This is a genomic window from Caulobacter sp. SRI_014, assembly GCF_057586315.1.
The window spans coordinates 272,623-297,461 of sequence record NZ_JBYCZQ010000003.1 but is presented as its reverse complement, the minus strand read 5'-3'; the positions used below and the strand labels follow the sequence as shown (position 1 = coordinate 297,461).

Genomic DNA, 24,839 nt, shown 5'->3' with positions numbered 1-24,839 from the left:
GGGTTCAGGCCGAGGCGGCCGGGCAGCGCTCCAGTCCCCGCTCGCGGGCCAGTTCATCGACCCGCGCCGACGTCACCAGGCCCCGACCATCGAGCCGCAGCCGGCCGGCGGTGCTGAGCACCCCGAAGCCGCCGGTCTCCGAGCGCGACAGGAAGAAGACGGCGTTGCGATGGTAGGTCAGGCTCGGAGCGGGCCCCTCGGGATCGCTATAGACCGCGATCCGGTCCGGAAGCCGGCCCCCGGCGTAGCTCTTGGTCACCGACACCTCCAGGCTTTCCTCGCCGACGCGCAACGTGCCGAGCACGGCGACATCGTAGCAGGCCCAGATTTCCGGGGCAGCCGGAGCGGCGTGGGCGGCGGGTGCGGCAAGAGCCAGCAACAGAAGCGGAAACAGAGCGCGCATCGATCAGTCCCCTGGGGTCCAGGCCGAAACCTGCGCCCCGGACCCCGGCGACGTCAACGCTTCGGGGCGCTGGCCTTCTCGTTCAGGGCGCCGAAGAAGGCGTAGAGATCGTCGATCTCCTGGTCGGTGAAGTGGCTGAACCGCCCGCGCGCCACATCGCTCATCAGCCGCAGCTCGCGGTTGCCGGTCGCCTTGCCGGTGCGCATCAGGGTGACGAAGTCGGCCTTGTCGTAGGCCGCGACCATGATCAGGTCCGGGGGCGCCTTGCCGGGCGGATCGAAGGGGTTGTCCCCGCGCAGGCCGAACCCGTGGCATTCGTTGCAGCTGGTCATGGCCAGGTATTCGCCGCGGCGCACGGCTGGATCGGCGTCGGACTGGAAGCTGAGCGGCGGCGTCTTTGGGACGAAGGCGGGGATGGCGGCGTCTGCCCCGGTGGCCAGGGCGTAGCGGACCTTCCAGTCGAGGAAGGCTCCGGGCAGCTTGGCCTCCACGACCGGGGCGCTGCGCAGATAGCCGATCAGGGCGGCGACGTCGTCGTCGGTCAGGCGGACGAAGTTGAACGAGGGCATCGAATAGAGGGCGCGCCCGTCACGGCCGATGCCATGGCGCAGAGCGCGTTCGAACACCGCCGGGCTCTCCTCTCGCGCCAGTCGGGCGAGGTTGGGGGCGACGGTGTGGTTCATCAGCGAACCCTTGCCGAATTCCTCGCCCTGCAGCTGGGCGCCGTGACAGCCGGCGCAGCCCCGCGTCAGGACCAGGTTTCGACCCCGCGCCAGGCTGGCGGCGTCGGTCGGGATGGGGGTGGCAAAGCGCGGCGGGTCGGCGAAGGACCTGAGGTGCGCCTCGCTGGCGAACCAGACCCAGCCGGTGAAGCCGACCGCGGCGGCCACCAGGGCCGCGACGATCCAGAGTACGAAGCGCATGGGACCCTCCGGGGCAGAGGGTGATCCTCCCTCGCCGGTTGCGCAACCATCGTTCTCTCAGGCGCTGACGGCTCGGCTGACCAGACCGCCGGCCCGTTCGATGAAGCCGATGATCTCGTCGACGCCCTTCAGCCGGGTCAGGTCGCTCATCACTGTGGGGCGGGTTCCGCGCTGAACCCTGGCGTCGCTTTCCATCACCGAGAGGTCGGCGCCGACGTGGGGCGCCAGGTCGGTCTTGTTGATGATCAGCAGGTCGCTGCGGGTGATGGCCGGGCCGCCCTTGCGGGGGATTTTCTCGCCCTGGCAGACGCTGACGACATAGAGGGTCAGGTCGGCCAGATCAGGGCTGAAGGTGGCGGCCAGGTTGTCGCCGCCGCTCTCGATGAAGATGACCTCTAGGTCGGGGTGGCGGGCGTTCATTTCCTCGATGGCCCGCAGATTGATCGAGGCGTCCTCGCGGATCGCCGTGTGCGGACAGCCGCCGGTTTCCACGCCCATGATGCGGTCTTCCGGCAGGGCCTGCAGCCGGTTGAGGATCAGGGCGTCCTCGCGGGTGTAGATGTCGTTGGTGATCACCGCGACCGACCAGCGGTCGCGCATGGCCTTGCACAGCTTCTCGGTCAGGGTGGTCTTGCCCGATCCGACCGGGCCGCCGATCCCGACGCGCAGGGGTCCGTTCTGACTCATGAGATGAACAGCCTGACGGTGAGGGTTTCGTGGCGCATGGCGGCGATGTCGCTCATCAAGGCGCAGGCGCCGAGGTCGTCCAGGGACGAGGCGGCGGCGCGGGCGGCGGTGGTCAGGATCAGCGGTTCCAGGGCGGCGAGAACCGCGACCCCGTCGGTCTGGCCGAGCGGCACGGCGCGCAGGGCGATGCTGACCAGGTTGCTGGCGAAGGCGTGGAGCCAGGCGGTGAGGGCCGGCTCCAGCGGCACGGCGTGGGCGGCGGCGGCCTTGCCGACGGCGATGCAGTAGGGGGCCGGCGCGGCGGGGGCCCAGGCGCTGACGGCGGCGGCGAAGGCGGCGCCCTGGCTGAGCGTCTCGCGGCGGCGTTCGGCGGCCGGGGCCATGGCCTCGGCCAGTTCGGCGGCCTCGGCGAGGCGGACGGGATCGTCGGCGGCGGCGTGGGCTTCGGCGAAGAGGACGGCGTCCGTCCAGCCGGAGCCGTGGGCGACCAGGGCGGCGATCCAGGCGTGGAGGCTGGCGCGGTCGTCGACCGTTCCGTCGGCGATGGCGGTTTCCAGGCCGTGGGAATAGCTGAAGGACCCCACCGGGAAGGCGGGGGAGAGCCAGGTCAGGAGCTTGAGCAGCGGCTCAGTGCTCGTGGGCATGGTGGGCTCCGCCGTACGCGCCGCCTTCGGGGTCGAAGCGCTCGGTGACCCGGTGCACATGCGCCCCCAGGTGCTCCAGCATATGGGCGATGACGTGGTCGTAGCGGATCAGCAGGCGCGCACCGTCGATCTGGGTGGCCAGATGGCGGTTGCCGAGGTGCCAGGCCAGTTGCAGCAGGTGGTCGGGGCTGTGGGCGGTGACCTCCAGCAGGTCTTCCGGCGCGGCCAGCACCTCGAGGATGCGGCCGTCGTCCAGTTTCAGGCCGTCGCCGTGCTTCAGCTGCACGGCGGCCGGCTCGTCGAGCAGGGCCTCAAGCTTCAGATGGTCGCTAGTCAGGACCAGGCGGCGGCGATGGCGGCCGTCCTGGTCGAGGGTGACGTGGTCGGCGGCGGCCCAGGCCCCGGGCGGCAGGATGGCGGTGATCTTCAGCATCATCAAAACAGAAAGTACCGTTGGGCCATCGGCAGCACCGTGGCCGGTTCACAGGTGAGCAGCACGCCGTCGGCCCGGACCTCGTAGGTTTCCGGATCGACCTCGATGTGCGGCAGGGCGTCGTTGTGGATCATGCTGGCCTTGGAGAGGCCGCCGCGGACGTTCTCGACAGCCAGCATCTGCTTGTCGGTTTCGATGCGGCCGCGCAGGCCGCCGTCGATGGCCGCCTTCGAGGTGAAGACCACGGACGACCGCGTCAGCGCCTTGCCCAGCGCCCCGAACATCGGCCGGTAGTGGACCGGCTGCGGCGTCGGGATCGAGGCGTTCGGATCGCCCATCGGGGCGGCGACGATGGAGCCGCCGAGCAGCACCAGGTCCGGCTTCACCGCGAAGAAGGCCGGATCCCAGAGGACAAGGTCGGCCCGCTTGCCGACCTCGACGCTGCCGATGTGGCGGCTGACTCCTTGGGCGATGGCCGGGTTGATCGTGTATTTGGCGATGTAGCGTTTGACCCGGGCGTTGTCGGCGCCGCCGTCGCCGGGCAGGGCGCCGCGTTGGCGCTTCATCTTGTCGGCGGTCTGCCAGGTGCGGATCAGGACCTCGCCGACCCGGCCCATGGCCTGGCTGTCGCTGGAGATGATCGAGAAGGCGCCGAGATCGTGCAGGATGTCCTCGGCGGCGATGGTCTCGCGCCGGATGCGGCTCTCCGCAAAGGCGATGTCCTCGGGGATCGACGGGTCCAGGTGGTGGCAGACCATCAGCATGTCGAGGTGCTCGGCCAGGGTGTTGACTGTGTACGGACGGGTCGGGTTGGTCGAGCTGGGGATGATGTTGGGCAGGCCGCAGACCTTGATGATGTCCGGCGCATGCCCGCCCCCGGCCCCTTCGGTGTGGAAGGCGTGGATGGTGCGGCCCTTGATGGCCGCCACCGTGTCCTCGACGAAGCCGCTCTCGTTGAGGGTGTCGGTGTGGATCATCACCTGGACCTCGTAGGCGTCGGCGACACTCAGGCAGTTGTCGATGGCGGCGGGCGTGGTGCCCCAGTCCTCATGCAGTTTGAGCGCGCAGGCGCCGGCCAGGATCTGTTCCTCCAGCCCGCCGGGCAGGCTGGCGTTGCCCTTGCCGCTGAAGGCCAGGTTCATCGGCAGGCCGTCGGCCGCCTCGATCATCCGCTGCAGATGCCAGGGGCCGGGTGTGGCGGTGGTCGCCTTGGTGCCGGTGGCCGGGCCGGTGCCGCCGCCCAGCATGCAGGTCACCCCGCTCATCAAGGCGTCCTCGACCTGTTGCGGGCAGATGTAGTGGATATGGGCGTCCATGGCGCCGGCGGTGAGGATCTTGCGCTCGCCGGCGATGATCTCGGTGCCCGGGCCGACGATTATGGTCACGCCCGGCTGGGTGTCGGGATTGCCGGCCTTGCCGATGGCGTGGATCAGGCCGTCCTTCAGGGCCACATCGGCTTTGACGATGCCCCAGTGGTCGATGATCAGGACGTTGGTGATGACGGTGTCGGCGGCCCCTTGCGCCCGGCTCTGCTGGCCCTGGCCCATGCCGTCGCGGATCACCTTGCCGCCGCCGAAGGTGACCTCCTCGCCATAGGTGGTGAAGTCGCGTTCGACCTCGACGAACAGTTCGGTGTCGGCCAGCCGCACCCGGTCGCCGGTGGTCGGGCCATAGAGGTCGGCGTAGAGCGGGCGGCCGATGCGGGCCATGGTCAGAGGTCTCCCATGACCGACTGTCGAAAGCCGTAGACGCGTCGGGCGCCGAGGATCGGCACGAGGGTGACTTCGCGGGTCTGTCCCGGCTCGAAGCGCACGGCGGCGCCGGCGGCGATGTCGAGGCGCCAGCCGCGGGTGGCCTCGCGGTCGAAGCTGAGGGCCGGGTTGGTCTCGAAGAAATGGTAGTGGCTGCCGACCTGCACCGGCCGGTCACCGGTGTTGGCCACTTCCAGCGTGATACGCGGCGCGCCGGCGTTGAGCTCGATGTCGCCGGGGGCGGTGATGATTTCGCCCGGGATCACGGGCGGCTCCGGTAGCGGGCGATCAACCGGGCCAGCGGCGCCCGGACCCTGGCGCCCATGCGGGCCAGGGGCGCGCGCAGCCAGATGGTCACCGCCATGACCAGAATGGCGGCCAGCAGGGCCAGGCCGTGTTCGCCGCTGAAGCCGTGCAGCAGGCCGGGCTCGCCATGGCCCTCATGCGCGACGGCGGGGGAGGCGGCGGCGAGGAACAGCAGGGTGGGCAGCATGCGGGTCATCGGAGCCTCTCAGCGAATGGGGTGGTGGACGGTCACCAGCTTGGTGCCGTCGGGAAAGGTGGCCTCGACCTGGATGTCGGGGATCATTTCGGCGATGCCGCTCATCACCTGATCGCGGGTGATGACGTGGGCGCCGGCTTCCATCAGCTCGGCCACGGGCCGGCCGTCGCGGGCCCCCTCGACCACGAAGTCGCTGATCAGGGCGATGGCTTCGGGATGGTTCAGCTTGACCCCGCGCTCCAGCCGCCGGCGGGCGACCATGGCCGCCATGGCGATCAGCAGCTTGTCTTTTTCGCGGGGCGTGAGGTTCATCAGAGGGTCCAGACGGCGGGCGGGGCTGCGCCGAGCGCGATGAGGGCGGGGATAAGGACGCGGCGCAGGGTCAGGCCGTCCGGCGCGGTCAAGCGGGCGACCAGCTTGCCGTCAAAGGCGCTGGCGCCGCCGTGGTCGCCGATAGCGTGGCGGACGGCGTCGATGTGGCTCTCGGCGTCCGGGGCGGCCAGCAGCAGGGTGGCGAAGGCGCCGGCGCCGGCCAGCAGCGCCGGCTGGTGGATCAGATGGGGAATGTCGTCGTCCAGTTTCAGATCGTCGGCGAAGACCAGCCGGCCCTGGCGGCGGATGCGCCAGCGGTCGTGGAAGGACCCGCGGGCGAAGGTCTCGCCCATAGCGTGGCGGCCGAGGATCACCGCCTCGCAGAGGAGCAGGCTGGCGTCTTCGGCGAGGTCGGCGGTGATCGTGCGGGCCAGGGCCGAGCCGTCGAACAGAATGGTTTCCTGCGGCAGCCAGTCGATCCGCGCCCCGGCCGCCAGGGTCAAATGGGCCTCGACGCGGGCGGTATCGGCGCTGGCCCGGTAGATGCGCTCACAGGCCTGGGTGGTGACGACCACATGGGCGCCGGGGCCGGCCTCGACTGTCCAGCCGAAGCGGTCTCCGCCGGTCATGCCGCCGGCGGAGTTGATCATCACCGCCTCGAGCGAGGCCTTGCGCTGGCGCGGCAGGCGCAGCTTGGCCGCGCCATCCTGATAGAGACGATCCAGCCGGGTGGCGCCGTCCTCGGAGCGCACGGCGATGCGGCCGCGTCCGAAGGCGCGCTGGGCCGGAGCAATCTCGGCCGTGGAAGTGACGGGGACGTCGAACGCCATCCCGCCAGCATCGGGCGCGCACCGCCAGCCTCAAGCCTGGCCGGCGGCATGGGAGACGAATACCGCCCGGCGCCTAATTATTGGGCGCCGCTATTGTTTCTCGGCGGGAGCGGCTTCCGGGGCGGCCGGCGCGGCTTCGGCGGTGGCGTCGGCCGGGGCAGTTTCAGCCGTGTCGGCCTTGGCCTCGGCGACGGCCTTCTCGGCGGCGGCGGTATCGGCGGCGGTGGCCGGCGGCGCCGGATCGCCCTTGTCGCCCGGCGCCTTGAGGCGGTCGCAGGCGCCGGTGGCCAGCAGCAGGACAGCGGCGGCGGCGGTCAGGCCGAGGCGCGGAAGGGTCTTGGTCATGGACGGGGTCCTTAAGGGTCTCGTTGATGGCCTCGAAGCGGAGCCTAGCGGGGACCGGCTTGTCAGGGAAGGCCGCCGGGCGCCTACTGGCGGCAAACAAGGTCAGGGAGGACCGTCATGAAGGTGACGCCGCACGCGGGCGGCTTCGGGGCCCGCCTCGAAGGCTTCGATCTGTCCAGGCCCCTGGATTCCGCAGCGCTGGCCGCCGTGCACCGGGCCTGGACCGACCATTCGGTGATCTATTTCCCCGACCAGCCGATGGATCTCGACGCTCTGGAGGCCTTCACCCTGCAGCTGGGACCCTTCGGCGAGGACCCCTTCATCAAGCCGATGCCCGGCCGGCCCAATGTCCTGGAGCTGCGCCGCGAGCCGGACGAGACGGCGACCAACTTCGGGGCCGGCTGGCATTCCGACTGGAGTTTCCAGCCCGCGCCCCCGGCCGGCACCATCCTGCATGCCCAGGTCGTGCCGCCGGTCGGCGGCGACACCCTCTATGCCGACTGCTACCGGGCCTGGGAGACCCTGTCGCCGGCCATGCATGCCATGCTCCTGCCCCTGCGGGCTGTGCACAGCGCCCGCCAAGCCTACGGCCCCTCCGGCGTCTTCGCCAAGGAGACGGCCAAACGGACCATGCAGATCGTGGTCAGCGAGGAGGCGGAAAAGACCGTCGCCCATCCCCTGGTCGTCACCCACCCGGTCAGCGGCCGCAAGGCGCTGTTCTGCAGCCCGGTCTACACCGTTGGCATCGAGGGCATGACCCGCGAGGAAGGCATGGCCATCCTGCGCTTCCTGTTCGAGCACATCACCCGGGATGAGTTCGTCTACCGCCACCATTGGGCGGCCGATATGCTCACTCTGTGGGACAACCGCTGCACCCTGCATTTCGCCGACGGCGGCTATGACGGGCATCTGCGGGTGATGCATCGCACCACCGTGGCCGGGACACCCCCTCAGGGATGAATGGCGCGTCTGGACCCACCCTTTTGCATTAACCGTGGTTCGGGGCATTTGCCTTGACCGATCAATGCCCTAACTCCAAGGTCGAGGCGGGATACCGATGTGATTTGGCGCGAGGGGGCGCTGTTTTGGGCAACAGAATTTCAAGAGTCTTCGCCCCGGCCCTGCTGGCGCTGCCGCTTGCACTGGGGGCCGTCGTTGTGACGGCCGGCGCCCAGGACTTCGACGCGGTCCTGGCGGCGCCCGACGATGTCGAGCTGAACCTCGCCTTCGCCCGCAGCGAGGCGGCGCAGGGCAACCTGTCGTCGGCAGCCTCGGCTATGGAGCGGGTGCTGATCCTCGAGCCGAACCGCCATGGCGACCGGCTGTTCTACGCCGTGCTGCTGTACCGGCTGGGCGATTACAACGGCGCCAAGGTCGAGCTGGACCGGCTGAAGGGGGCCAACCTTTCGCCGCTGCAACGGGCCGAAGCCGACCGCTACCTCACCCGGGTCAAGGAAAAGACCGCCGACTCCGCCATCTCCGGCCGGGTGACCGCCGGCGTCGTCTACGAGGATGACGCGGCCGGCGCCTACTTCACCGCCTTCGACATCTTCGGCGCGCCGCCGGCCGAGCAGGGGACCTCCAGCGAGCTGTCCCTGACCGTAAACGGCCGCCTCGACCTGGGCTCCAGCAAGAGCTGGGAAATCTATGGGTCCGGCCTGGCCTACGACCGGTCCGAACTGTCGGGCGCGGCCATCGACTTTCAGCGGTTCGAGGGCGAGGGCGGCATCGGTCATCGCTCGCGCCTGACCTCGCTGCGCATCGGGCTGGTGGCGCGGCAGGTGCGGCTACTGGGTGATCCGCAGCTGACCGAGCTTGGCCTGCGCGGCGCCTTCAACTGGCGGGTCACCAACCGCACGACGCTCGGCCTGCGCGCCGAGGCGGTCGACCAGAACTTCGACGAGCCGGCCATCGACGCGGTCTCGGGCCTGATCGGCGGCGACCGCGACGGCGAGCGCTACAGCCTCGAGGTCAGCGTCAGCCACAAGCTGGCCGCCCGCACGAGCCTGACCGGTGCGCTTGGCTGGGAGGCCAAGACCGCCTCCTATGATCCCTTCGGCTATTCCGGCCCTCGGGCGTCCATCGCGCTTGACCAGCGGTTCAAGCGCGGCGTCTACCTTCTGGCCACCGTCCAGGGGCGCTGGCTGGAGTATGAGGAGGCCGACCCCTTCTTCCTGCTCGGCGAGCAGCGCGAGGACACCCGCCTCAACGCCCGTCTGGCCGTCGGGGCGCCGCTCAGCGCCTTTGCCGGCAAGGGCGCGACCGGCGATGTGCGCGAGGACATCACCCTCGAAGGGGCGCTCAACTATTCCAGCCGCGAGAGCGGCTTCCCGCTGGCCGATTTCGAAGGCTGGGGCGCCGAGCTGCGCCTGATCTGGCGCTTCGGCGCGCGCAACTAGAGGCTTCGAGGAGCACCTCCATGAAGACGCTCAGAATTCTTTCCGTCGCCGCCGCCGGCTGGCTGGCGCTGTCGGCCGGCGCCATCGCCTCCGCCGCCTGGGCGCAGGAGCAGGTCGGGGTCAACGCCGCCGTTCGCAACCAGGTGCAGCAACGCAGCGGCGGCACGCCTCTGCGGCCCGCCGTGGTCCGGGCTCCGGTCAAGCTGGGCGACCAGTACGTCACCGGTCCGGCCAGCCAGGTGCAGGTGCTTCTGCGCGACCGCTCGACCTTCACCGTCGGGTCCAACGCCCGGATGACCGTCGACCGCTTCGTCGCCCCCGCCCCGAACAATCCGGGCGGGGTCAGCGCCAGCGTCGCCAAGGGCGCCTTCCGCTTCGCCTCGGGCAAGACCTCGCGCGGGCCCTCGCGCCAGGCCATCACCACCCCGGTCGCCTCCATCGGCGTGCGCGGCACCATCGTCGAGGGCCTGGTCGGACCCGAGGCCCTGGCCCTGCTGCAACAGCAGCCCGGCGTGCCGCCGTTCTCCGGCGATCCGGAGACCATGCTGCTGGTCGTGTTGCGCGGCCCGGCCGGCTCGGCCGACAGCTTCGACACCCCCGGGGCCATCGATGTCGAGCGGGACGGGCGAACCATCACCCTGGACCGTCCGGGCCTGTCGCTGATCGTCACCGATGCGGGGACCTTCGGCCCGTTTGAACTGACCGACGAGGTGTCGGCCCAGCTCATCGCCCTGTTGCTGCCCCCGCCCAGCTCGCCCGATGACGCGGGCCGGGGCGGTGAGCAGGATCCGGCCTATGTCGCCTCGGGCGACGCCGCCGACGGGCCGGACGGCCTGCCGCCGCCGGACGCCGGCGACAACTTCGAGCCGACGCCGGACGTGCGTGACGGCGTCGGCGCCGATGGCGACTTCCCGCTGTTTCCGCCGGTTTCGCCCAGTCCGTAAGGGCCGGCGGCTCTAGAAGAGCCAGCCGCCCTCGACCCCGGTGGTGACCTCCGGCGGCGGCGCGGGGATGGGAGCAGCCATCGGCGTCTCCTCGCCCTTGGGCGCGACAATGATGCCGCCGGCGACATCATTGATCGTCACAAAGATCGTCTGGCGGTCTTCGCTGAAGCCGTCGCTGACCGCGATCTCCACCGCATAGACATTGTCGCCGTCGGCATCGAGCGGCGCCTCGAAGTCGGGCGAGAAGATGAAGGTCAGTTCGCCGGTCGAGCTGTCGATGGCGAACAGGCCTGCGTCGGCGCCGTCGGTGATGTTGAAGCTCAGGGTTGCGTTGATGTCGGTGTCCGAGGCCGTGACGAAGCCGATGAAGGTCTGGTTCTCGTCGATCGACACGAAGGCCTCGTCGCCGCCGCCGCCGAAGGTGATCTCAGGCACATCGTTGCCGACGGGGATCAGCAGGTCCGCGAACTGCAGGAACTCGATGTTGAACAGGTGGTCGGTAAACCCGTTCAGATCCGTGACGAAGATGTCGTTGTTGGTCCCGAACGCCAGGGTGTAGTCGGCGAAGTCGCCGCCGTATTCGACCGTGTCGGTATCCTGCAGCCGGTCGCCGCCGCCGTCGATCTCATCGATGTCGCCATCACCGCCGTAGATGTAGTCGTCTCCGCCCTCGCCGAAGACCTTGTCATCGTCCTCGCCGCCGAAGAGGATGTCGTTGCCGTCGCCGCCGCGCAGGGTGTCGTCGTCGGCGCCGCCGTCGAGATCATCGATCCCGGCCCCGCCGTCGAGGAAGTCGAAGCCGGCGGCGCCGCGCAGAGTATCGTCGCCCGATGCCCCTGCCAGGCTGTCGTCGCCGGCCTCGCCGTCGAGCGAGTCGTCGTCTCCCCCGCCGTCGATCTGGTCGTTCCCGTCGCCGCCGTGCAGTTCGTCATCGCCGGCGTCGCCATGCAGGATATCGACGTTCACCCCGGCGTAGACCAGGTCATTGCCGTTGCCGCCGAAGACCAGGTTGAAGCCGTCGCCGGTGGTGATGTTATCATTGCCGTCGTCGCCGAACAGAACGTCGTCGCCATCCCCGCCATCGATGCTGTCGATGCCGATGCCGCCGTAGATGTGGTCGCCGTCCTCATTGCCGTTGAGGATGTCAAAGCCGTCGCCGCCGTAGAGGAAGTCCTGGCCCTCGTTGCCGTTCAACTCGTCGTCGCTCTCCTCGCCGAACAGGCTGTCGTGATCCTGGCCGCCGTTGAGGACGTCGGAGCCCAGGTTGCCGTGGATGATGTCGTCGCCGACGCCGCCGTCCAGGATGTCATTGCCCGCGAAGCCGGTGATGGTATCGTTGCCGGCGAAGCCGCTGAGGGTGTCGGGGCCAGGCGTCCCGTTGAGGACGTTGGCGTTGAACTGGACGCGCACCTGGGCGCTGGCGATCTGGCTGGTGGGGTCGGTGATCTCGATGGTCAGGGTGTGGTCGGGAACCGTGTCGGTGGCCAGGGAGCGATAGCCGAGGGCCTCGACCACCGCCTCGATGGCCTGCCGGGTGGCGGAGGAGTTGAAGGTGATGACCAGGTCGGCGCCACTGGTCCCGCCCGTGCCCGAACCGATGACGATGCCCTCGTAGAGGATGACCAGCCCGGCGGCTACGCTGGTGCTGACCTGGCCGGGGCCTGTGCCGAAGCTGATCACAGAGAGAACGTCATTGAAGTTCAGACCTGAAACCCGAAGCGTTGCGCCGGTGTAGGACGACTGGCCGTTGGTGAAGGTGACATTGCTGTCGATGCGCGTCGTCGGCGCGGCCTCGTCGATCTTGAACAGGCCGATCAGGCCGGTGAGGGTCGGGCCGGTTTCGGTGTTGTCGTTGGTGACCGTGACGAAGATCGTCTGGGTGTCGCTGGCGCCGCTCGGATCATCCGCCCGCACCATGACTTCATAGACGTTGTCGCCGTCGAAATCCTGCGGGCTCTCGAAGTCCGGCAGGACGGCGAAGCTGAGCAGGCCGGTGGCGGGGTCGATGGTGAACAGGGCGCCGTCGGGACCGCCGACGACGCTGTAGGTGATGGTCTGGCCCTCCGGATCGGTGGCCGAGACGGTGGTGGCGTCGGGCTCGTTCTCGATCACCGAGACGTTGGCGGTGGCGCCGCCGCCGTCGGAGGTGATCACCGGCGGCTCGTCGTCGTTGACGATGGTGATGTTGAGCGTCTGGGTGTCGATCAGGGTCCCGTCGGAGGCCTGGATCACGACGGTGTAGAGGTTGTCGGCGCCGGAATCCGTCGGGTTCTCGAAGTCGGGCGGGGTGATGAAGGTCAGCGAGCCGTTCAGGCTGTTGATGGTGAACAGCGACTGATCGATACCGCCGACGATGCTGTAGGTCAGGGTGGCCCCGGCGTCGGGATCCGTCGCTTCCATCTCACCCACCACGACGTCGTTCTCGAACAGGGTGATGTTGGCCGTCGGTCCCCCGCCGTTGGAGATGAACGTCGGGGCCTCGTTGACGTCGGTGACCGTGACGCTGATCGTCTGGCTGTCGGTCAGCGAGCCGTCGGTGACCAGGACGGTGACTTCGTAGACGCCGTCGAGATCGGCGTCGGTCGGGGTTTCGAAATCCCGCGGCGAGACGAACTCCAGTACGCCGCCGGCGCCGAGGGTGAACAAGGCTGCGTCGGCGCCACCGATGATGGCGAAGGTCAGGCTGGCGCCGGCGTCGGGATCGGAGGCGGTCAGGTTGGCGACGAAGGGCGGATTCTGGTGTTCGCTGTAGTTGAAGCTGGCAGTCGGCCCGCCGCCGCCGGAGGTGATGACCGGCGCCTCGTTGAGGTTGGTGATGGCGACCGCGATGGCCTGGGTGTCGGTCGTGGTTCCATCGGAGACCTGGACGACCACATCATAGATGCCGTTCATGCCGGAATCGGAGGGGGACTCAAAGTTCCGCCCACTGATGAAGCTGAGCTGGCCAGTGGCGGCGTTGATCGTGAACAGGCCCGAGTCGATACCGCCGACGATGCTGTAGCTCAGGCTGCCAGCCGGTGTGTCCGGGTCGCTGGCGGTCACCGTGGTCACCGCCGTGCTGTTCTCGGTGATGCTGACCGTGGCGGTCGGTCCGCCGCCGTTCGAGGTGATGGACGGCGACGCCCCCCCTTCGGCCGCGTCAGTGATGATGACGGTGATGGTCTGCACATCGGTCAGGGCGCCGTCGCTGGCGCGGACGATGACGATGTACCTGTTGTCGCCGTTGCTGTCGGCCGGGGCCTCGAAGTCGGGGTTGGCGACGAAGCTGAGATGGCCGGTGGCGGTGTTGATCGAGAATCGGGCGGCGTCGGCCCCGCCGGAGATCATGTAGCTGATCGTGGCGCCGGCATCCTGGTCGGTGGCGGAGACGGTGGTGACCAGCAGGGCGCCGTTTTCGGCCCGGGTGATGCTGGCGGCGGTCCCGCCCCCGTTGGAGGTGATGACAGGGGCATCGTTGCGGTTGGTCACCGTGACGTTGATCGCCTGGCTGTCGGTATTGGCGCCATCGCTGGCCTGGACCACGACGTTGTAGACGCCGTCGCCGTTGCTGTCGGACGGCGCCTCGAAGTCGCGGCCGCTGATGAAGGCCAGGGCTCCCGTCGTCGAATCGATGGTGAACAGCGAGGAATCGGTCCCGCCGACGATGCTGAAGGTCAGGGTGGCGCCGGCGTCCGGATCGGTCGCCGTCACCGCGGTCACCACAGTGGAGTTTTCCACCACGCTCCTTGCCGCGGTCGCGCCGCCGCCGTTGCTGGTGATGACCGGGGTTTCGTTCTGGTTGGTGACTGTGACGTTGACGGTCTGGGTGTCGGTGAGGGTCCCGTCGCTGGCCTGGACGATGACGGTGTAGACGTTGTCGCCGTCGGCGTCGGCCGGGGCCTCGAAGTTGGGGTTGGCGGCCAGCTGGATGACGCCGGCCGCGTTGATCACGAAGCGGGCCGCGTCGGCGCCGCCGATGATGCTGTAGGTGACGGTGGCCCCGGCATCGGGATCGACCGCCATGACCGCGCTCGGGCCGAGGGTGTTCTCCGAGATCGTGTAGCCGCCGACCGCGCCGCCGCCATGGCCAGTGATGACGGGCGCTTCGTTCTGGTTGGTGACCGCGACGTTGATCACCTGGGTGTCGCTGAAGGTCCCGTTCGAGGCGGTGACGACCACCTGGTAGCTGTTGTCGCCGTCGCTGTCGGCCGGGACCTCGAAGTTCGGCGGGGTGATAAAGCTGAGCACCCCCGTCGTGCTGTCGATGGTGAAGCGGGCCTGATCGAAGCCGCCGCTGACCGTGTAAGTCAGGGTGGCGCCGCCTGGATCGTTGGCGGTGACGGTGGTGACCGCGGTGCTGTTCTCGGCGCGGCTCAGGTTGGCGGTCGCGCCGCCGCCGTCGGAGGTGATGGCCGGCGCCTCGGCGACATCGGTGACGGTCACCGCGATGGCCTGGGTGTCGCTGTTGGCCCCGTCGGAGACCTGGACGATCACGTCGTAGATGTTCGCGCCGCCGGCAGCGGTCGGCGCTTCGAAGTCGGGCGCGGTGATGAAGCTGAGCGCCCCGGTCGTGCTGTCGATCGTGAACAGGGCCTGGTCGGCGCCGCCGGCCAGGCTGTAGGTCAGGGTCGCGCCGGCGTCGGGATCCGCGGCGGTGACCGTGGTGACCGCCGTACTGTTCTCGGCGACGTTGGCCGTGGCGTTGGTTCCGCCGCCGCCCGAGGTGATGGCCGGCGGCTCGTTGGTGTTGGTCACCGTCACCGCGATGGCCTGACTGTCGGTCAGGGTTCCGTCGGAAACCTGGACGATGACATCGTAGACGTTGTCGCCGCCAGCGTCGGCGGGAGCCTCGAAGTTCCGTATGCTGACGAACGACAGCTGGCCGTTGCCGGCGTTGATCGTGAACAGCGCCTGATCGGCCCCGCCGATGATGCTGTAGGTCAGGGTGGCGCCGGCATCCGGGTCGCTGGCGGTCACCGTTGTGATGCCCAGCAGGTTCTCCGGCGTGCTGGCCGTGGCGTTGGCGCCGCCGCCGCCCGAGGTGATGACTGGCGCTTCGTTGCCGTTAGTGACGGTGACGGCGATGGCCTGGGTGTCGGTCAGCGTGCCGTCGGATACCTGGACGGTCACGTCGTAGACGTTGTTGCCGCCGGCGTCGGTCGGGCTTTCGAAGTCCCGGCCGCTGATAAAGGCGAGCTGGCCGGTGGTGGCGTTAATGGTGAACAGGCCCTGATCGACGCCGCCGATGATGCTGTAGGTCAGGCTGGCCCCGGCGTCCGGGTCGCCGGCGGCGACGGTGGTCACGGTGGTCGCGTTCTCGGAGACGCCGACGGTCGCGCTCGGCCCACCGCCGTCAGTGGAGATGACCGGCGCCTCGTTGGTGTCGAGAATGGTCAGCTGGATGGTCTGGGTGTCGCTGAGGGCGCCATCGAAGGCGCGGACGATGACCTCATAGATGTTGTCGCCGTTGGCGTCGGCCGGCGTCTCGAAGTCGCGGGCGGCGGCCAGCTCCAGCAGGCCGGTGGTGGTGTTGATGGTGAAGAAGCCGGCGTCCGCCCCGCCGATGATGCTGTAGGTCGGGGTCGTGCCGTCCGGATCGGTGGCGCTGACCGTGGTCGGGCCGGTGGTGCCTTCGATGATGGCGTAGGCGCCGTTCGGGCCACCGCCCAGGGAGTTGATCACCGGCGCGCCGTTGGTGTCGGTGACCCGGATGTTGAGGGTCTGGACGTCGGTGCGGGCGCCGTCGCTGACGCGGATCTGCACCTGGTAGATGTTGTTGGCGCCGTTATCGAGCGGGGTCGAGAAGTCCGGCGGAGTGGCGAAATCGAGCACGCCGGTGGTGGTGTTGATGACGAAGAAGGCCTGGTCGGCGCCGCCGATGATGGCCCAGGTCAGGGTCGAGCCGGCGTCCGGATCGACGGCGGTGTTGAGGATCGACCCGGTCGTGCCCTCGACCACATCATAGGTGGCCGTCGTGCCGCCGGCCCCGGAGGTGATCACCGGCGACTCGTTGGCGTTGACGATGGTGACGGTCAGGGCCTGGGTGTCGGTGAGCGTCCCGTCGCTGGCCTGGACGGTGACCTGGTAGGCGTTGTCGCCGTTGGCGTCGCCGGGGTTTTCGAAGTCTGGCGCGGTGGCGAAGCGAAGGGCGCCGGTAGTCGCGTCGATCAGGAACAGGCCCGCGTCGGTGCCGCCGATGATGGACCAGGTCACGGCTGTGCCGTCCGGGTCGTTGGCGATGTTGGTCGTGACCGCTGTCAGGTTCTCGGCGATCGAGCGGGTGGCGGCGGCGCCGCCACCGTTGCTGGTGATGACCGGAGCCTCGGCGACGTTGGTCACCGTGACGGCGATGGCCTGGGTGTCGGACAGGGTCCCGTCGCTGGCCCGGACGATGACGTCATAGACGTTGTCGCCGCCGACGTCGGTGGGGTTCTCGAAGTTGGGGGCGACCTTGAACTCGAGCAGGCCCGTTGTGGCGTTGATCTTGAACTTCGCCGCGTCGGCGCCGCCGGCGATGGAGAAGGTCGGGACCGTGCCGTCCGGGTCGGTGGCGGTGACGGTGGCGACCACGGTCGAGCCCTCGGCGACCCCGGCGGCGGCCGAGGCGCCGCCGCCTCCGGAGGTGATCACCGGCGCCTCGGCGGCGTTGGTAATGGTCACCGACAGGGTCTGGTTGTCGGTCAGCACGCCGTCCGAGGCCTGGATGATCACCTGGTAGATGTTGTCGCCGTTGCTGTCGGTCGGGGCCTCGAAGTTGGGGGCGCTGACGAAGCTGAGTACACCGGTCAGGCTGTTGATGGTGAACCGGGCGGCGTCGGCGCCGCCGATGATGCTGTAGGCCAGCATGGTTCCCGCATCGACGTCGCCGGCCACGACTGTGGTGACGGCGGTCAGATTCTCGGCCTGGCTGACGGCGCCCGTCGCGCCGCCGCCGTTACTGGTGATGACCGGGGCTTCGTTCTGGTTGGTGACGTTGACCGTGAAGGCCTGGGTGTCGCTGGCCGTGCCGTCGCTGGCCCGGACGATCACCTCATAGATGTTGTCGCCGTTGGAATCTGTCGGGGCTTCGAAGTTGGGACCCGTGACGAAGCTGAGCGCGCCGCTGGTGGCGTTGATCGTGAAGCGGCTGGCGTCGGCGCCGCCGGCGATGCTGTAGGTGATGACCGCGCCGTTATCGATGTCGACGGCTGTGATGGTGGCGACGCTGGTTCCGTTCTCGACCCGGCTGGCCGTGGCGGTCGCGCCGCCGCCGCCCGAGGTGATGACCGGGGCGTCGTTGGTCCCGGTAATGGTCACCGTCACCGTCACCGGGCTGGTCAGCCGGGCGATGTTGGCGGCGCCATAGAGCACGTAGGACGCGCCGGCGTCGGTGCGGCCGCTGGGGTCGGCGTTGGGCGATCCGATGATCAGGTCGTCGATGCCGTCGTTGTTGAGGTCGCCCGCCGCCGACACCGCCTGGCCGCTGTAGCCGCCGGTCGTGCCGCCGCCGATGGCGAAACCGGTCAGGCCGTTGAGCAGGGACAGATCGACGCTGGCGTAGCCGCCGGTGCGGCCGAACAGGACGTAGCTCTGGCCGGCGTCGGCGCTGCCCTCCGGATCGGCGTAGAGGGCGCCGATGAGCAGGTCGTCGATGCCGTCGGCGTTGACGTCGCCGGCCGAGCTGACGGTGTGGCCGGTCAGGTCGTTCGCCGCCCCGCCGCTGATCACGAAACCGGCCGTGCCGGCGACGCTGGACAGGTTGACCGAGGCGCCGAAGCCGCCGCCATCGCGGCCATAGAGGACGTAGATCTCGCCGGCGTTGCTGCGCCCGGACGGATCGCCGTAGAGGGCGCCGACCGCGATGTCGTCGATGCCGTCGTTGTTCAGGTCGCCGGCCTTGGCCACGGACCAGCCGGCGAAGTCGCCCGCATCGATGCCGTTCAGAACAAAGCCGTTGGTCCCGTTGAGCGTCGAAAGGTCGATGTTGGCCGCGAAGCCCCCGCTCTTGCCGAACAGGACATAGGCCTCGCCGGCGTTGGCCCGCGCGCCGGGATCGCCGCCGGCGGCCCCGATGATCAGGTCGGCAAAGCCGTCGTTGTTGAGATCGCCCGCCGAGGCCACGGACAGGCCGCTCTGGTCGCTGGCGTCGATGCCCGAGATCGAGAAGCCGTTGGTCCCGTTCAGGGTGGTCACATCGACCGAGGCGCTGAACGCGCCCGTGTGACCGAACAGGACGTAGCTCTTGCCGGCGCCCGAATGGCCGGTGGGGTCGGCGTCGCGGGCCCCGACGATGAGGTCGGCCCGTCCATCGCCGTTGACGTCCCCGGCCGCCGAGACCGAGAAGCCCAGGCTGTCGGTGGCGGCCCCGCCGCGAATGACGAAGCCGTTGGTCCCGTTGAGGCTGGAGACGTCGATGCCGCCGGCGAAGCCGCCGGTCGCCTGGCCGAAGATCACATAGGCGGCCCCGACATCGAGCCCGGCCGGGCCGTTGGCCTTGGGGGCGCCGATGATGAAGTCGGAGCGGCCGTCGCCGTTGACGTCGCCCGCGGCCGACACGCTGGTCCCCAGGAAGTCGAGCGCCGCGAAGCCGCGGATCGAGAAGCCCTGGGCCGTGGTCAGGGCGGCCAGGTCGATGCCGGTGTAGCCGCCGGTCTTGCCATAAAGAACGTAGGCGGTCCCTGCGCTGGTCCGGCCGCCGGGGTCGGCCTGCAGGGCGCCGATCAGAACATCGTCGATGCCGTCGGAATTGACGTCGCCGATGCCGGACACGGCGTAGCCCGCCAGGTCGCCGGCCGCCGCGCCGGTGATGGTGAAGCCCTTGGCCGCCGTCAGGGCGCCGGCGCTGATGAAGCCGTCGGGCGCGACCGACGAGCCGCCGCCGTCGGTGGCGACATAGGTGAAGGTTTCGGTGGCGGTCTGGCCGGCGGCCAGCTGCTGATAGGCGCCATTGACCAGGAAGCTCAGCGTCCCGTTGGCATTGACGACGATCTGCACGCCAGAGGGCAGGGTGATGATCGAGCCGGGGGTGACGCTGGATCCATTGACCTGGACGATGCCGACGACCCCGGTGTCGTTGCCCAGAACCGGCAGCACGACTGTCCCGCCATCCTCGCTCGCCGCGCCGGTGTCGGCGGTTCCGGAGACCACGCGAGGCGCGGCCAGCGGGTCGCTCTCCACCGGGATCAAGGCCGCAGGCGGAGTGTCGCTGGAACTCTTTTTGACGGCCACGATGTCTTCCCCTGAAACCCCGATCGGCCCCTCCGACCGATCAACGCGCCGCGAACGGCGTTCGTTAGGTACGCACCTTCCGCGCGTTTGGTTTTGCCGTCAAATTTGAAGGGGTTAACCAATGTGAGCAGGGCGCCGGTTCGGCTCCCCAACCGCTTGCATTCCATTTGGCCGACCGGTGTTTGGTGCTATCGTCGCGCCATCGGGGATAGGTCCGGGCCGGGGAGGCTCCGGGCCAGCGTTCAAAGGGGGCCGCGTGGAGCGTCTGCTCACGGGCAAGATCGGTGCGTTTGCCGGGTGGGCGATGCTCGTCGTCGCTCTGCTGTTCGGCGCGCCGGCCGCCTCGCAGGCGGTGCACAACGGGGTCGGCAGCTGCGCCGGCTCGACCTGCCACGGGCGCAGCGCCGGCGACGGCGCCGTGGTGCGCCAGAACGAACTGGTTGTCTGGCAGGACTACACCAGCGCCGCCGGGGCCCACTCCAGGGCCTGGCGCAGCCTGCAGACCCCCTGGGCTCAGAAGATCGCCGACCGCCTCGGCCTTGGCGACGCCGCCCGGGCGCCGGCCTGTCTGGGCTGCCACACCGACAACGCCGCCAAGCGCGGCCCGACCTTCCAGATTTCCGACGGCGTCGGCTGCGAGTCATGCCACGGCGGCTCGGGCGACTGGCTTGCCAGCCACTACCAGGTCGGGGCCAGCAAGGCCGATAACCGCAGCCGCGGCATGCGGGCCCTGGAGAATCCGCGCGTGCTGGCCAGCACCTGCCTCGACTGCCACTTCGGCAGCGACAAGCCGGGCCAGTTCGTCAGCCACCGCATGATGGCCGCCGGCCACCCGCGCATGAGCTTCGAGCTCGACCTGTTCAACAGCTATCAGAACCACGCCCGCAGCCGCTCGGTCGGCGGCGTGACCAGCTGGGCCGTCGGCCAGGCCATGGCGCTCGAGCGGTCGCTGACCCTGTTCACCTCGGCCAAGGGCAGTGAGGGGGTGTTCCCCGAGTTCTACTTCTTCGACTGCCACAGCTGTCATCGGGCGATCAGCGACGACAAGAACCCGCCGGTGCGGTTCGGGGCCAACCCCGGGCGACCCATCGTCTGGGGCGCGCCGCCCTACAATGACGAGAACATGATCCTGCTGACCGCCGCCGCGAAGATCGCCGCGCCGGACCTGGCCGACCGGTTCGCCGCCGACTCCGCCGCCTTCCATCGGGCCATGGGCGGCGAGCGAGCCGGGATGGTGGTCGCGGCCAGGCGGTTGAACGCCACGACGCTGCAGCTGGGCAACCGCTTCGCCGGGCGCGGCTTCAGCGGCCGGGACACGGTGGCCATCCTGCGGCTGGTGCTCGGCGATGCCATGACCGTGCGCTACACCGACTATAGCGGCGGGGCCCAGGCGGTGATGGCCGTCGACACCCTGCTGACCGCCGCAGTGAATCAGGGCGCGGTGAGCAGCGGCGCCGCCGGCGGCATGCGCCGCGATATCGAAGCGGCCTACGCCGCCGTCAGAGACCCCAACGCCTATCGACCGGGCGACTTCCGCGCGGCCCTTGGCCGCGTGCGAAACGCCCTGGAGCGCGCCACATGATCCGGGCTTCAGTTTTGAGCCGAGCTTTCACCAGCGTCCTCGTCGCCGCCTCGCTTGTTGTCGCCGGCTGCTCCGGCGGCGGCGGGGGCGGAGGCGGTGGTGGTGGCGGGGGGGGAGGCGGCGGCGGCGGCGGCGGTGGTGGCGGCGCCACCCCGGTCTATCCGGCGCTTGGCATGGCCGCGCTCAGCGTTGCCGACGTCGAGGGCGTGATCGCCCGGGCGGTGGCCGAAGCCCGGGCCCGCACCCGTCCCTCGGTGATCGCCGTGACCGACCGGGTCGGCAATGTGCTGGCCGTCTACCGCATGACCGGCGCCCCGGCGACGATCACCATCCGGCCGGGTCCCGGAACCAACCGGGACATCCAGGGCGTCGTCGCCCCCGCCGAGGCCGGGGCCATCGCCAAGGCGGTGACCGGCGCCTACCTCTCCTCGGCCGGCAACGCCTTTTCCAGCCGCACCGCCAGCATGATCGTCCAGCAGCACTTCCCCCCGGCCCCCGGCGCGGTGGGGCTGGAGAGCGGTCCGCTGTTCGGGGTGCAGTTCAGCCAGCTGCCCTGTTCGGATTTGAACCGCCGGTATGCCGCCGGCGGCGGGGCCACCGCCTTCCTCGGGCCCAAGCGCTCGCCGCTGGGCCTGGCCGCCGACCCCGGCGGCTTCCCGCTCTACAAGGGCGGGGTGCTGGTCGGCGGCGTCGGCGTCATCGCCGAGGGCGACTACGGCTTCGACCCCAACGTCATCGACGTCGACAACGACCTGGAAGAGATCATCGCCCTGGCCGCCATGAGCGGGCTGGACGCTTCGGTGGATATCAAGGCCGACCGCATCACGGTGGACGGGACCTCGCTGCGCTTCAGCGACGCCACGACCTCCGACCTGATGAGCACCCCGGCCAGCGCGCCGGCGCTCGGGACCCTGCCGGTCGGCACGGGCGCCTTCGTGCCGGTCACCGGCTACTACCCCGGCGGCGCGGCCATCGCCGGCCAGACCTTCGGGACCGAGGGCTCGGGCGTGCGCGACGCCGCCGACGCCGAGTTCGCCGACCCCGACGCCTTCGTCCTGACCAACGGCTCCGGGGGCAACCGCTATCCGCCAGCGGCCGGCTCCGACGGCGGCAGCGTCACCACGCCGATCACCGCCGCCGAGGCGCGGGCCGTGTTGGAGCAGGCCTTCGCGGTCATGCGCCACGCCCGGGCCCAGATCCGCCGGCCGCTCGACAGCCGCGCCCAGGTGACCATCTCGGTGGTCGACACCCATGGCGATATCCTCGGCATCGTCCGCTCGCCGGACGCCCCGGTGTTCGGCGTCGATGTCTCCCTGCAGAAGGCCCGCTCGGCCGCCTTCTTCAGCAATCCGGTGGCCGGCGCCGACCTCAGCGCCGATCCCAGCGCCGACGTCCGCAGCTTCGTGCCGGCGACCCGCGCCTTCCTCTCGCGCCCCGACGCCCTGACGGGGACGATCGGCTTCTCGGTGCGGGCCATCGGCAACCTGCACCGCCCCTACTTCCCCGACGGCGAGGTCGGCCGGCCGCCCGGCCCGCTGTCGCGCTCGATCGCCGACTGGAGCCCCTTCTCGACCGGCCTGCAGTCAGCCCTGGTGCTTGGCAATCTCGGCCAGCACCTGACCTTCGTGAACGGCGGCGGGGCCGACACCCCGGCCCGGTGCACGGCTCTGCCCGACGCGCGGCCGGGCGTGAACCGGCTGCAGAACGGCCTGCAGATCTTCCCGGGCGGCGTGCCCATCTATCGGGGCAGCCAGCTGGTCGGCGCGATCGGCGTCTCAGGCGACGGCATCGACCAGGACGACATGATCAGCGCCCTTGGCCTGTTCAACGCCGGCGGCAGCCTGAGCCATCCGGCCAGCGGCATCCGGTCCGATACCGTGGTCGTCATTCAGGGCGCGACCTCGACGCGCCTGCGCTACGTCAACTGTCCCTTCGCGCCCTACATCGACAGCGGCGCCTCCAACGTCTGCTCGGGGATCTGACATGATCGCCGTCCGCCCAGTCCTGCTGTTCGGGAGCGTGGCCGCCGCCGCGCTGCTGGCCGGGGCTGCCCATGCTGGCGAAGGGGGGGCGGCGGACGGCTCGGCGATCGACCAGGCGGTCGAGGTCGCCATGCAGCAGGAGGCGGATCCACCCGCGCAGGCCACGGCTCCGCCCCCCGGGGCCCCCCCGCCAACGGCTGAAGGCGGCACGCCGGAGTCGATGTTCGAATGGCTGCCCTGGAGGCGTCGTCCGGGCCGCATCGAGACCTATCCCGAGCGCGACCCGCAGGAGAACCCAGGCGCCGTCAACGCCCCGCCGCCGGAAGCCTTCCCGGCCGACCACTTCCCGATCCCCGACCGCTGGCGCCTCGCCGACCAGTTCGGGGTCAAGGACAACTGGTTCGACCCCTACAACCAGAACACCTTCAAGGGCGACCGGCCGATCCCGGGCACCGAGGACCGCTTCCTGGTCTTCACCGGCGTCATGGATACGGTGATCGAGCCGCGCAGCTTCCCGGTTCCGGTGGGCGTTCAGACCACCTCGGGCTCGGGCAGCAACGACGTCTTCGGCCGCGCCGACAGTTTCGTCGCCTCGCAGACCTTCATCGCCGGGGTCGCCTTCATCGAGGGCTCGACCGCCTTCAAGCCGCCGGACTTCGAGGGGCGGGTCACCCTGGCCTTCAACTACAATTACGCGGACATCTCCGAGCGCCGCGTCCTGTCGGTCAAACCCAGCCGCGACACCGAGCGCGAGGACTGGTTTGTCGGGGTCCAGGAGCTGTTCGTCGACTACCACCTGCGCAACGTTTCGGACCGCTACGACTTCGACTCCATCCGGGTCGGCATCCAGCCGTTCAACGCCGACTTCCGGGGCTTCCTGTTCCAGGACAACCAGCTGGGCGTCCGGCTGTTCGGCAACCGCGACAACAATCGCTGGCAGTACAACCTGGCCTTCTTCTGGCGGGTCGAGAAGGACACCAACTCGGGCCTCAACGACGTCACCCAGAACCTGCGCGACGACCAGCTGTTCGTCGCCAATCTCTACCGCCAGGATTTCCCGGTCCCCGGCATGACCTCGCAGGTCACCGCCGTCTACAACCGCAACGATGAGGCCGACGAGATCCAGGTCGACGACAACGGCTTCCCCGTCCGCCCGGCCCTGATCGGCAACCTGCGGCCGCGCGACTACGACGTCGTCTATCTGGGATACTCCGCAGACGGACGGATCGGCCGCCTCAACCTGTCGGGCAGCCTCTACGGGGCGTTCGGCGAGGACCGCAATTCCATCTTCACCAGCAAGCCCGCCGACATCCGCGCCTGGTTCGCCGCCGTGGAGCCTTCGATCGACTTCAACTGGGTGCGGGTGCGGGGCTCGTTCCTCTATGCCTCAGGCGACGACGATCCCTACGACAACGTCGAGAAGGGCTTCGACGCCATCTTCGAGAACCCGCAGTTCGCCGGGGCCGACACCAGCTACTGGATCCGCCAGTCGATCCCCTTCGCCGGCGGCGGCCGGGCGGTGGGCGTCAACGGCCGCAACGGTATCCTCAATTCGCTTCGCTCGTCGAAGGAAGAGGGCCAGTCGAACTTCAACAACCCGGGCACCATGCTGGTCGGCCTGGGCGCGGACTTCGACATCACCCCGCAGGTCCGGCTGAGCGGCAACATCAACCACCTGTGGTTCGAAGACACCATCACCGTCCAGGTGCTGCGCAACGAGGGCTCGATCCCGCGTGAGCTGGGCCTCGACATGTCGGTCGGCGCCATCTGGCGGCCGTGGATGACCCAGAACATTGTCTTCCGCGCGTCCGGAGCCCTGTTCGAGCCGGGCGACGGATTCGGCGACCTGTTCACCAACTCAGAGCGCGACGACCGCTACTATTCGATCCTGCTCAACGCGACCCTGGCTTTCTGAC

At 69.5% G+C, this 24,839-nt stretch carries 18 protein-coding genes; 6 read left to right on the top strand and 12 right to left on the bottom strand.

Translation table 11 applies throughout. From position 1 onward, the window contains the following. Positions 1–4: 4 nt before the first annotated feature. From AC2YG9_RS10025 to AC2YG9_RS09975, 11 genes are all read right to left on the bottom strand, one after another. A complete protein-coding gene (locus AC2YG9_RS10025; protein ID WP_487297820.1) occupies positions 5–403 on the bottom strand; it encodes a hypothetical protein in 399 nt (132 codons plus the stop codon). A gap of 53 nt (positions 404–456) precedes the next feature. After that, positions 457–1,326 carry a cytochrome c gene (locus AC2YG9_RS10020; protein ID WP_487297819.1) on the bottom strand — a complete coding sequence of 290 codons (870 nt, stop codon included), beginning with the start codon at positions 1,324–1,326 and terminating at the stop codon, positions 457–459. Between the two features lie 57 nt (positions 1,327–1,383). Continuing rightward, entirely contained in the window at positions 1,384–2,013 is a 630-nt protein-coding gene (ureG, locus tag AC2YG9_RS10015) for an urease accessory protein UreG (RefSeq protein ID WP_487297818.1), read from the bottom strand. After that, positions 2,010–2,657 (bottom strand): urease accessory protein UreF, encoded by a 648-nt coding sequence (locus tag AC2YG9_RS10010; RefSeq protein ID WP_487297817.1) that lies wholly within the window; start codon positions 2,655–2,657, stop codon positions 2,010–2,012. Before AC2YG9_RS10010 ends, ureG begins: the two co-directional genes overlap by 4 nt. Next, positions 2,641–3,093, bottom strand: coding sequence for an urease accessory protein UreE (locus AC2YG9_RS10005; protein WP_487297816.1), 453 nt, complete (start codon positions 3,091–3,093; stop codon positions 2,641–2,643). Before AC2YG9_RS10005 ends, AC2YG9_RS10010 begins: the two co-directional genes overlap by 17 nt. Then, positions 3,093–4,799, bottom strand: coding sequence for an urease subunit alpha (gene ureC, locus AC2YG9_RS10000; protein ID WP_487297815.1), 1,707 nt, complete (start codon positions 4,797–4,799; stop codon positions 3,093–3,095). The genes AC2YG9_RS10005 and ureC overlap by 1 nt, the downstream gene beginning before the upstream one ends. A gap of 2 nt (positions 4,800–4,801) precedes the next feature. Next, the gene (locus AC2YG9_RS09995; protein ID WP_487297814.1) at positions 4,802–5,107 is read right to left on the bottom strand and encodes an urease subunit beta; all 306 of its coding nucleotides are present in this window, start codon (positions 5,105–5,107) and stop codon (positions 4,802–4,804) included. Beyond that, positions 5,104–5,343 carry a hypothetical protein gene (locus AC2YG9_RS09990; protein WP_487297813.1) on the bottom strand — a complete coding sequence of 80 codons (240 nt, stop codon included), beginning with the start codon at positions 5,341–5,343 and terminating at the stop codon, positions 5,104–5,106. Before AC2YG9_RS09990 ends, AC2YG9_RS09995 begins: the two co-directional genes overlap by 4 nt. A 9-nt stretch (positions 5,344–5,352) precedes the next feature. Then, positions 5,353–5,655: an urease subunit gamma gene (locus tag AC2YG9_RS09985; RefSeq protein WP_487297812.1), complete on the bottom strand. Its 303-nt coding sequence runs from the start codon at positions 5,653–5,655 to the stop codon at positions 5,353–5,355. After that, positions 5,655–6,485, bottom strand: coding sequence for an urease accessory protein UreD (locus AC2YG9_RS09980; protein ID WP_487297811.1), 831 nt, complete (start codon positions 6,483–6,485; stop codon positions 5,655–5,657). Before AC2YG9_RS09980 ends, AC2YG9_RS09985 begins: the two co-directional genes overlap by 1 nt. Positions 6,486–6,575: 90 nt before the next feature. Beyond that, a complete protein-coding gene (locus tag AC2YG9_RS09975; protein ID WP_487297810.1) occupies positions 6,576–6,830 on the bottom strand; it encodes a hypothetical protein in 255 nt (84 codons plus the stop codon). Positions 6,831–6,947: 117 nt separating this feature from the next. On the opposite strand from AC2YG9_RS09975, the gene AC2YG9_RS09970 reads away from it, so the two are divergent. The 3 genes from AC2YG9_RS09970 to AC2YG9_RS09960 all read left to right on the top strand — a co-directional run bounded on the left by AC2YG9_RS09970 (position 6,948) and on the right by AC2YG9_RS09960 (position 10,173). Beyond that, the gene (locus AC2YG9_RS09970; protein ID WP_487297809.1) at positions 6,948–7,790 is read left to right on the top strand and encodes a TauD/TfdA dioxygenase family protein; all 843 of its coding nucleotides are present in this window, start codon (positions 6,948–6,950) and stop codon (positions 7,788–7,790) included. 125 nt (positions 7,791–7,915) lie between these two features. Then, positions 7,916–9,229, top strand: coding sequence for a hypothetical protein (locus AC2YG9_RS09965; RefSeq protein WP_487297808.1), 1,314 nt, complete (start codon positions 7,916–7,918; stop codon positions 9,227–9,229). Positions 9,230–9,249: 20 nt separating this feature from the next. After that, positions 9,250–10,173, top strand: a complete 924-nt coding sequence (locus tag AC2YG9_RS09960) for a FecR family protein (protein ID WP_487297807.1) — start codon at positions 9,250–9,252, stop codon at positions 10,171–10,173. Positions 10,174–10,185: 12 nt separating this feature from the next. On the opposite strand, the gene AC2YG9_RS09955 is transcribed toward AC2YG9_RS09960, so the two are convergent. After that, positions 10,186–19,359 carry a cadherin domain-containing protein gene (locus AC2YG9_RS09955; RefSeq protein WP_487297806.1) on the bottom strand — a complete coding sequence of 3,058 codons (9,174 nt, stop codon included), beginning with the start codon at positions 19,357–19,359 and terminating at the stop codon, positions 10,186–10,188. A gap of 256 nt (positions 19,360–19,615) precedes the next feature. Here AC2YG9_RS09955 and AC2YG9_RS09950 point away from each other — a divergent pair, with 256 nt between their 5' ends. From AC2YG9_RS09950 to AC2YG9_RS09940, 3 genes are read left to right on the top strand one after another with little or no spacing between them, the layout of a single operon-like run. Next, positions 19,616–20,941, top strand: coding sequence for a multiheme c-type cytochrome (locus AC2YG9_RS09950; RefSeq protein WP_487297805.1), 1,326 nt, complete (start codon positions 19,616–19,618; stop codon positions 20,939–20,941). Then, complete coding sequence (locus tag AC2YG9_RS09945; RefSeq protein ID WP_487297804.1) at positions 20,938–22,923, top strand: heme-binding protein; 1,986 nt, start codon at positions 20,938–20,940, stop codon at positions 22,921–22,923. Before AC2YG9_RS09950 ends, AC2YG9_RS09945 begins: the two co-directional genes overlap by 4 nt. 1 nt (position 22,924) lies before the next feature. Beyond that, positions 22,925–24,838, top strand: a complete 1,914-nt coding sequence (locus AC2YG9_RS09940) for a hypothetical protein (protein WP_487297803.1) — start codon at positions 22,925–22,927, stop codon at positions 24,836–24,838. Position 24,839: the final 1 nt, after the last annotated feature.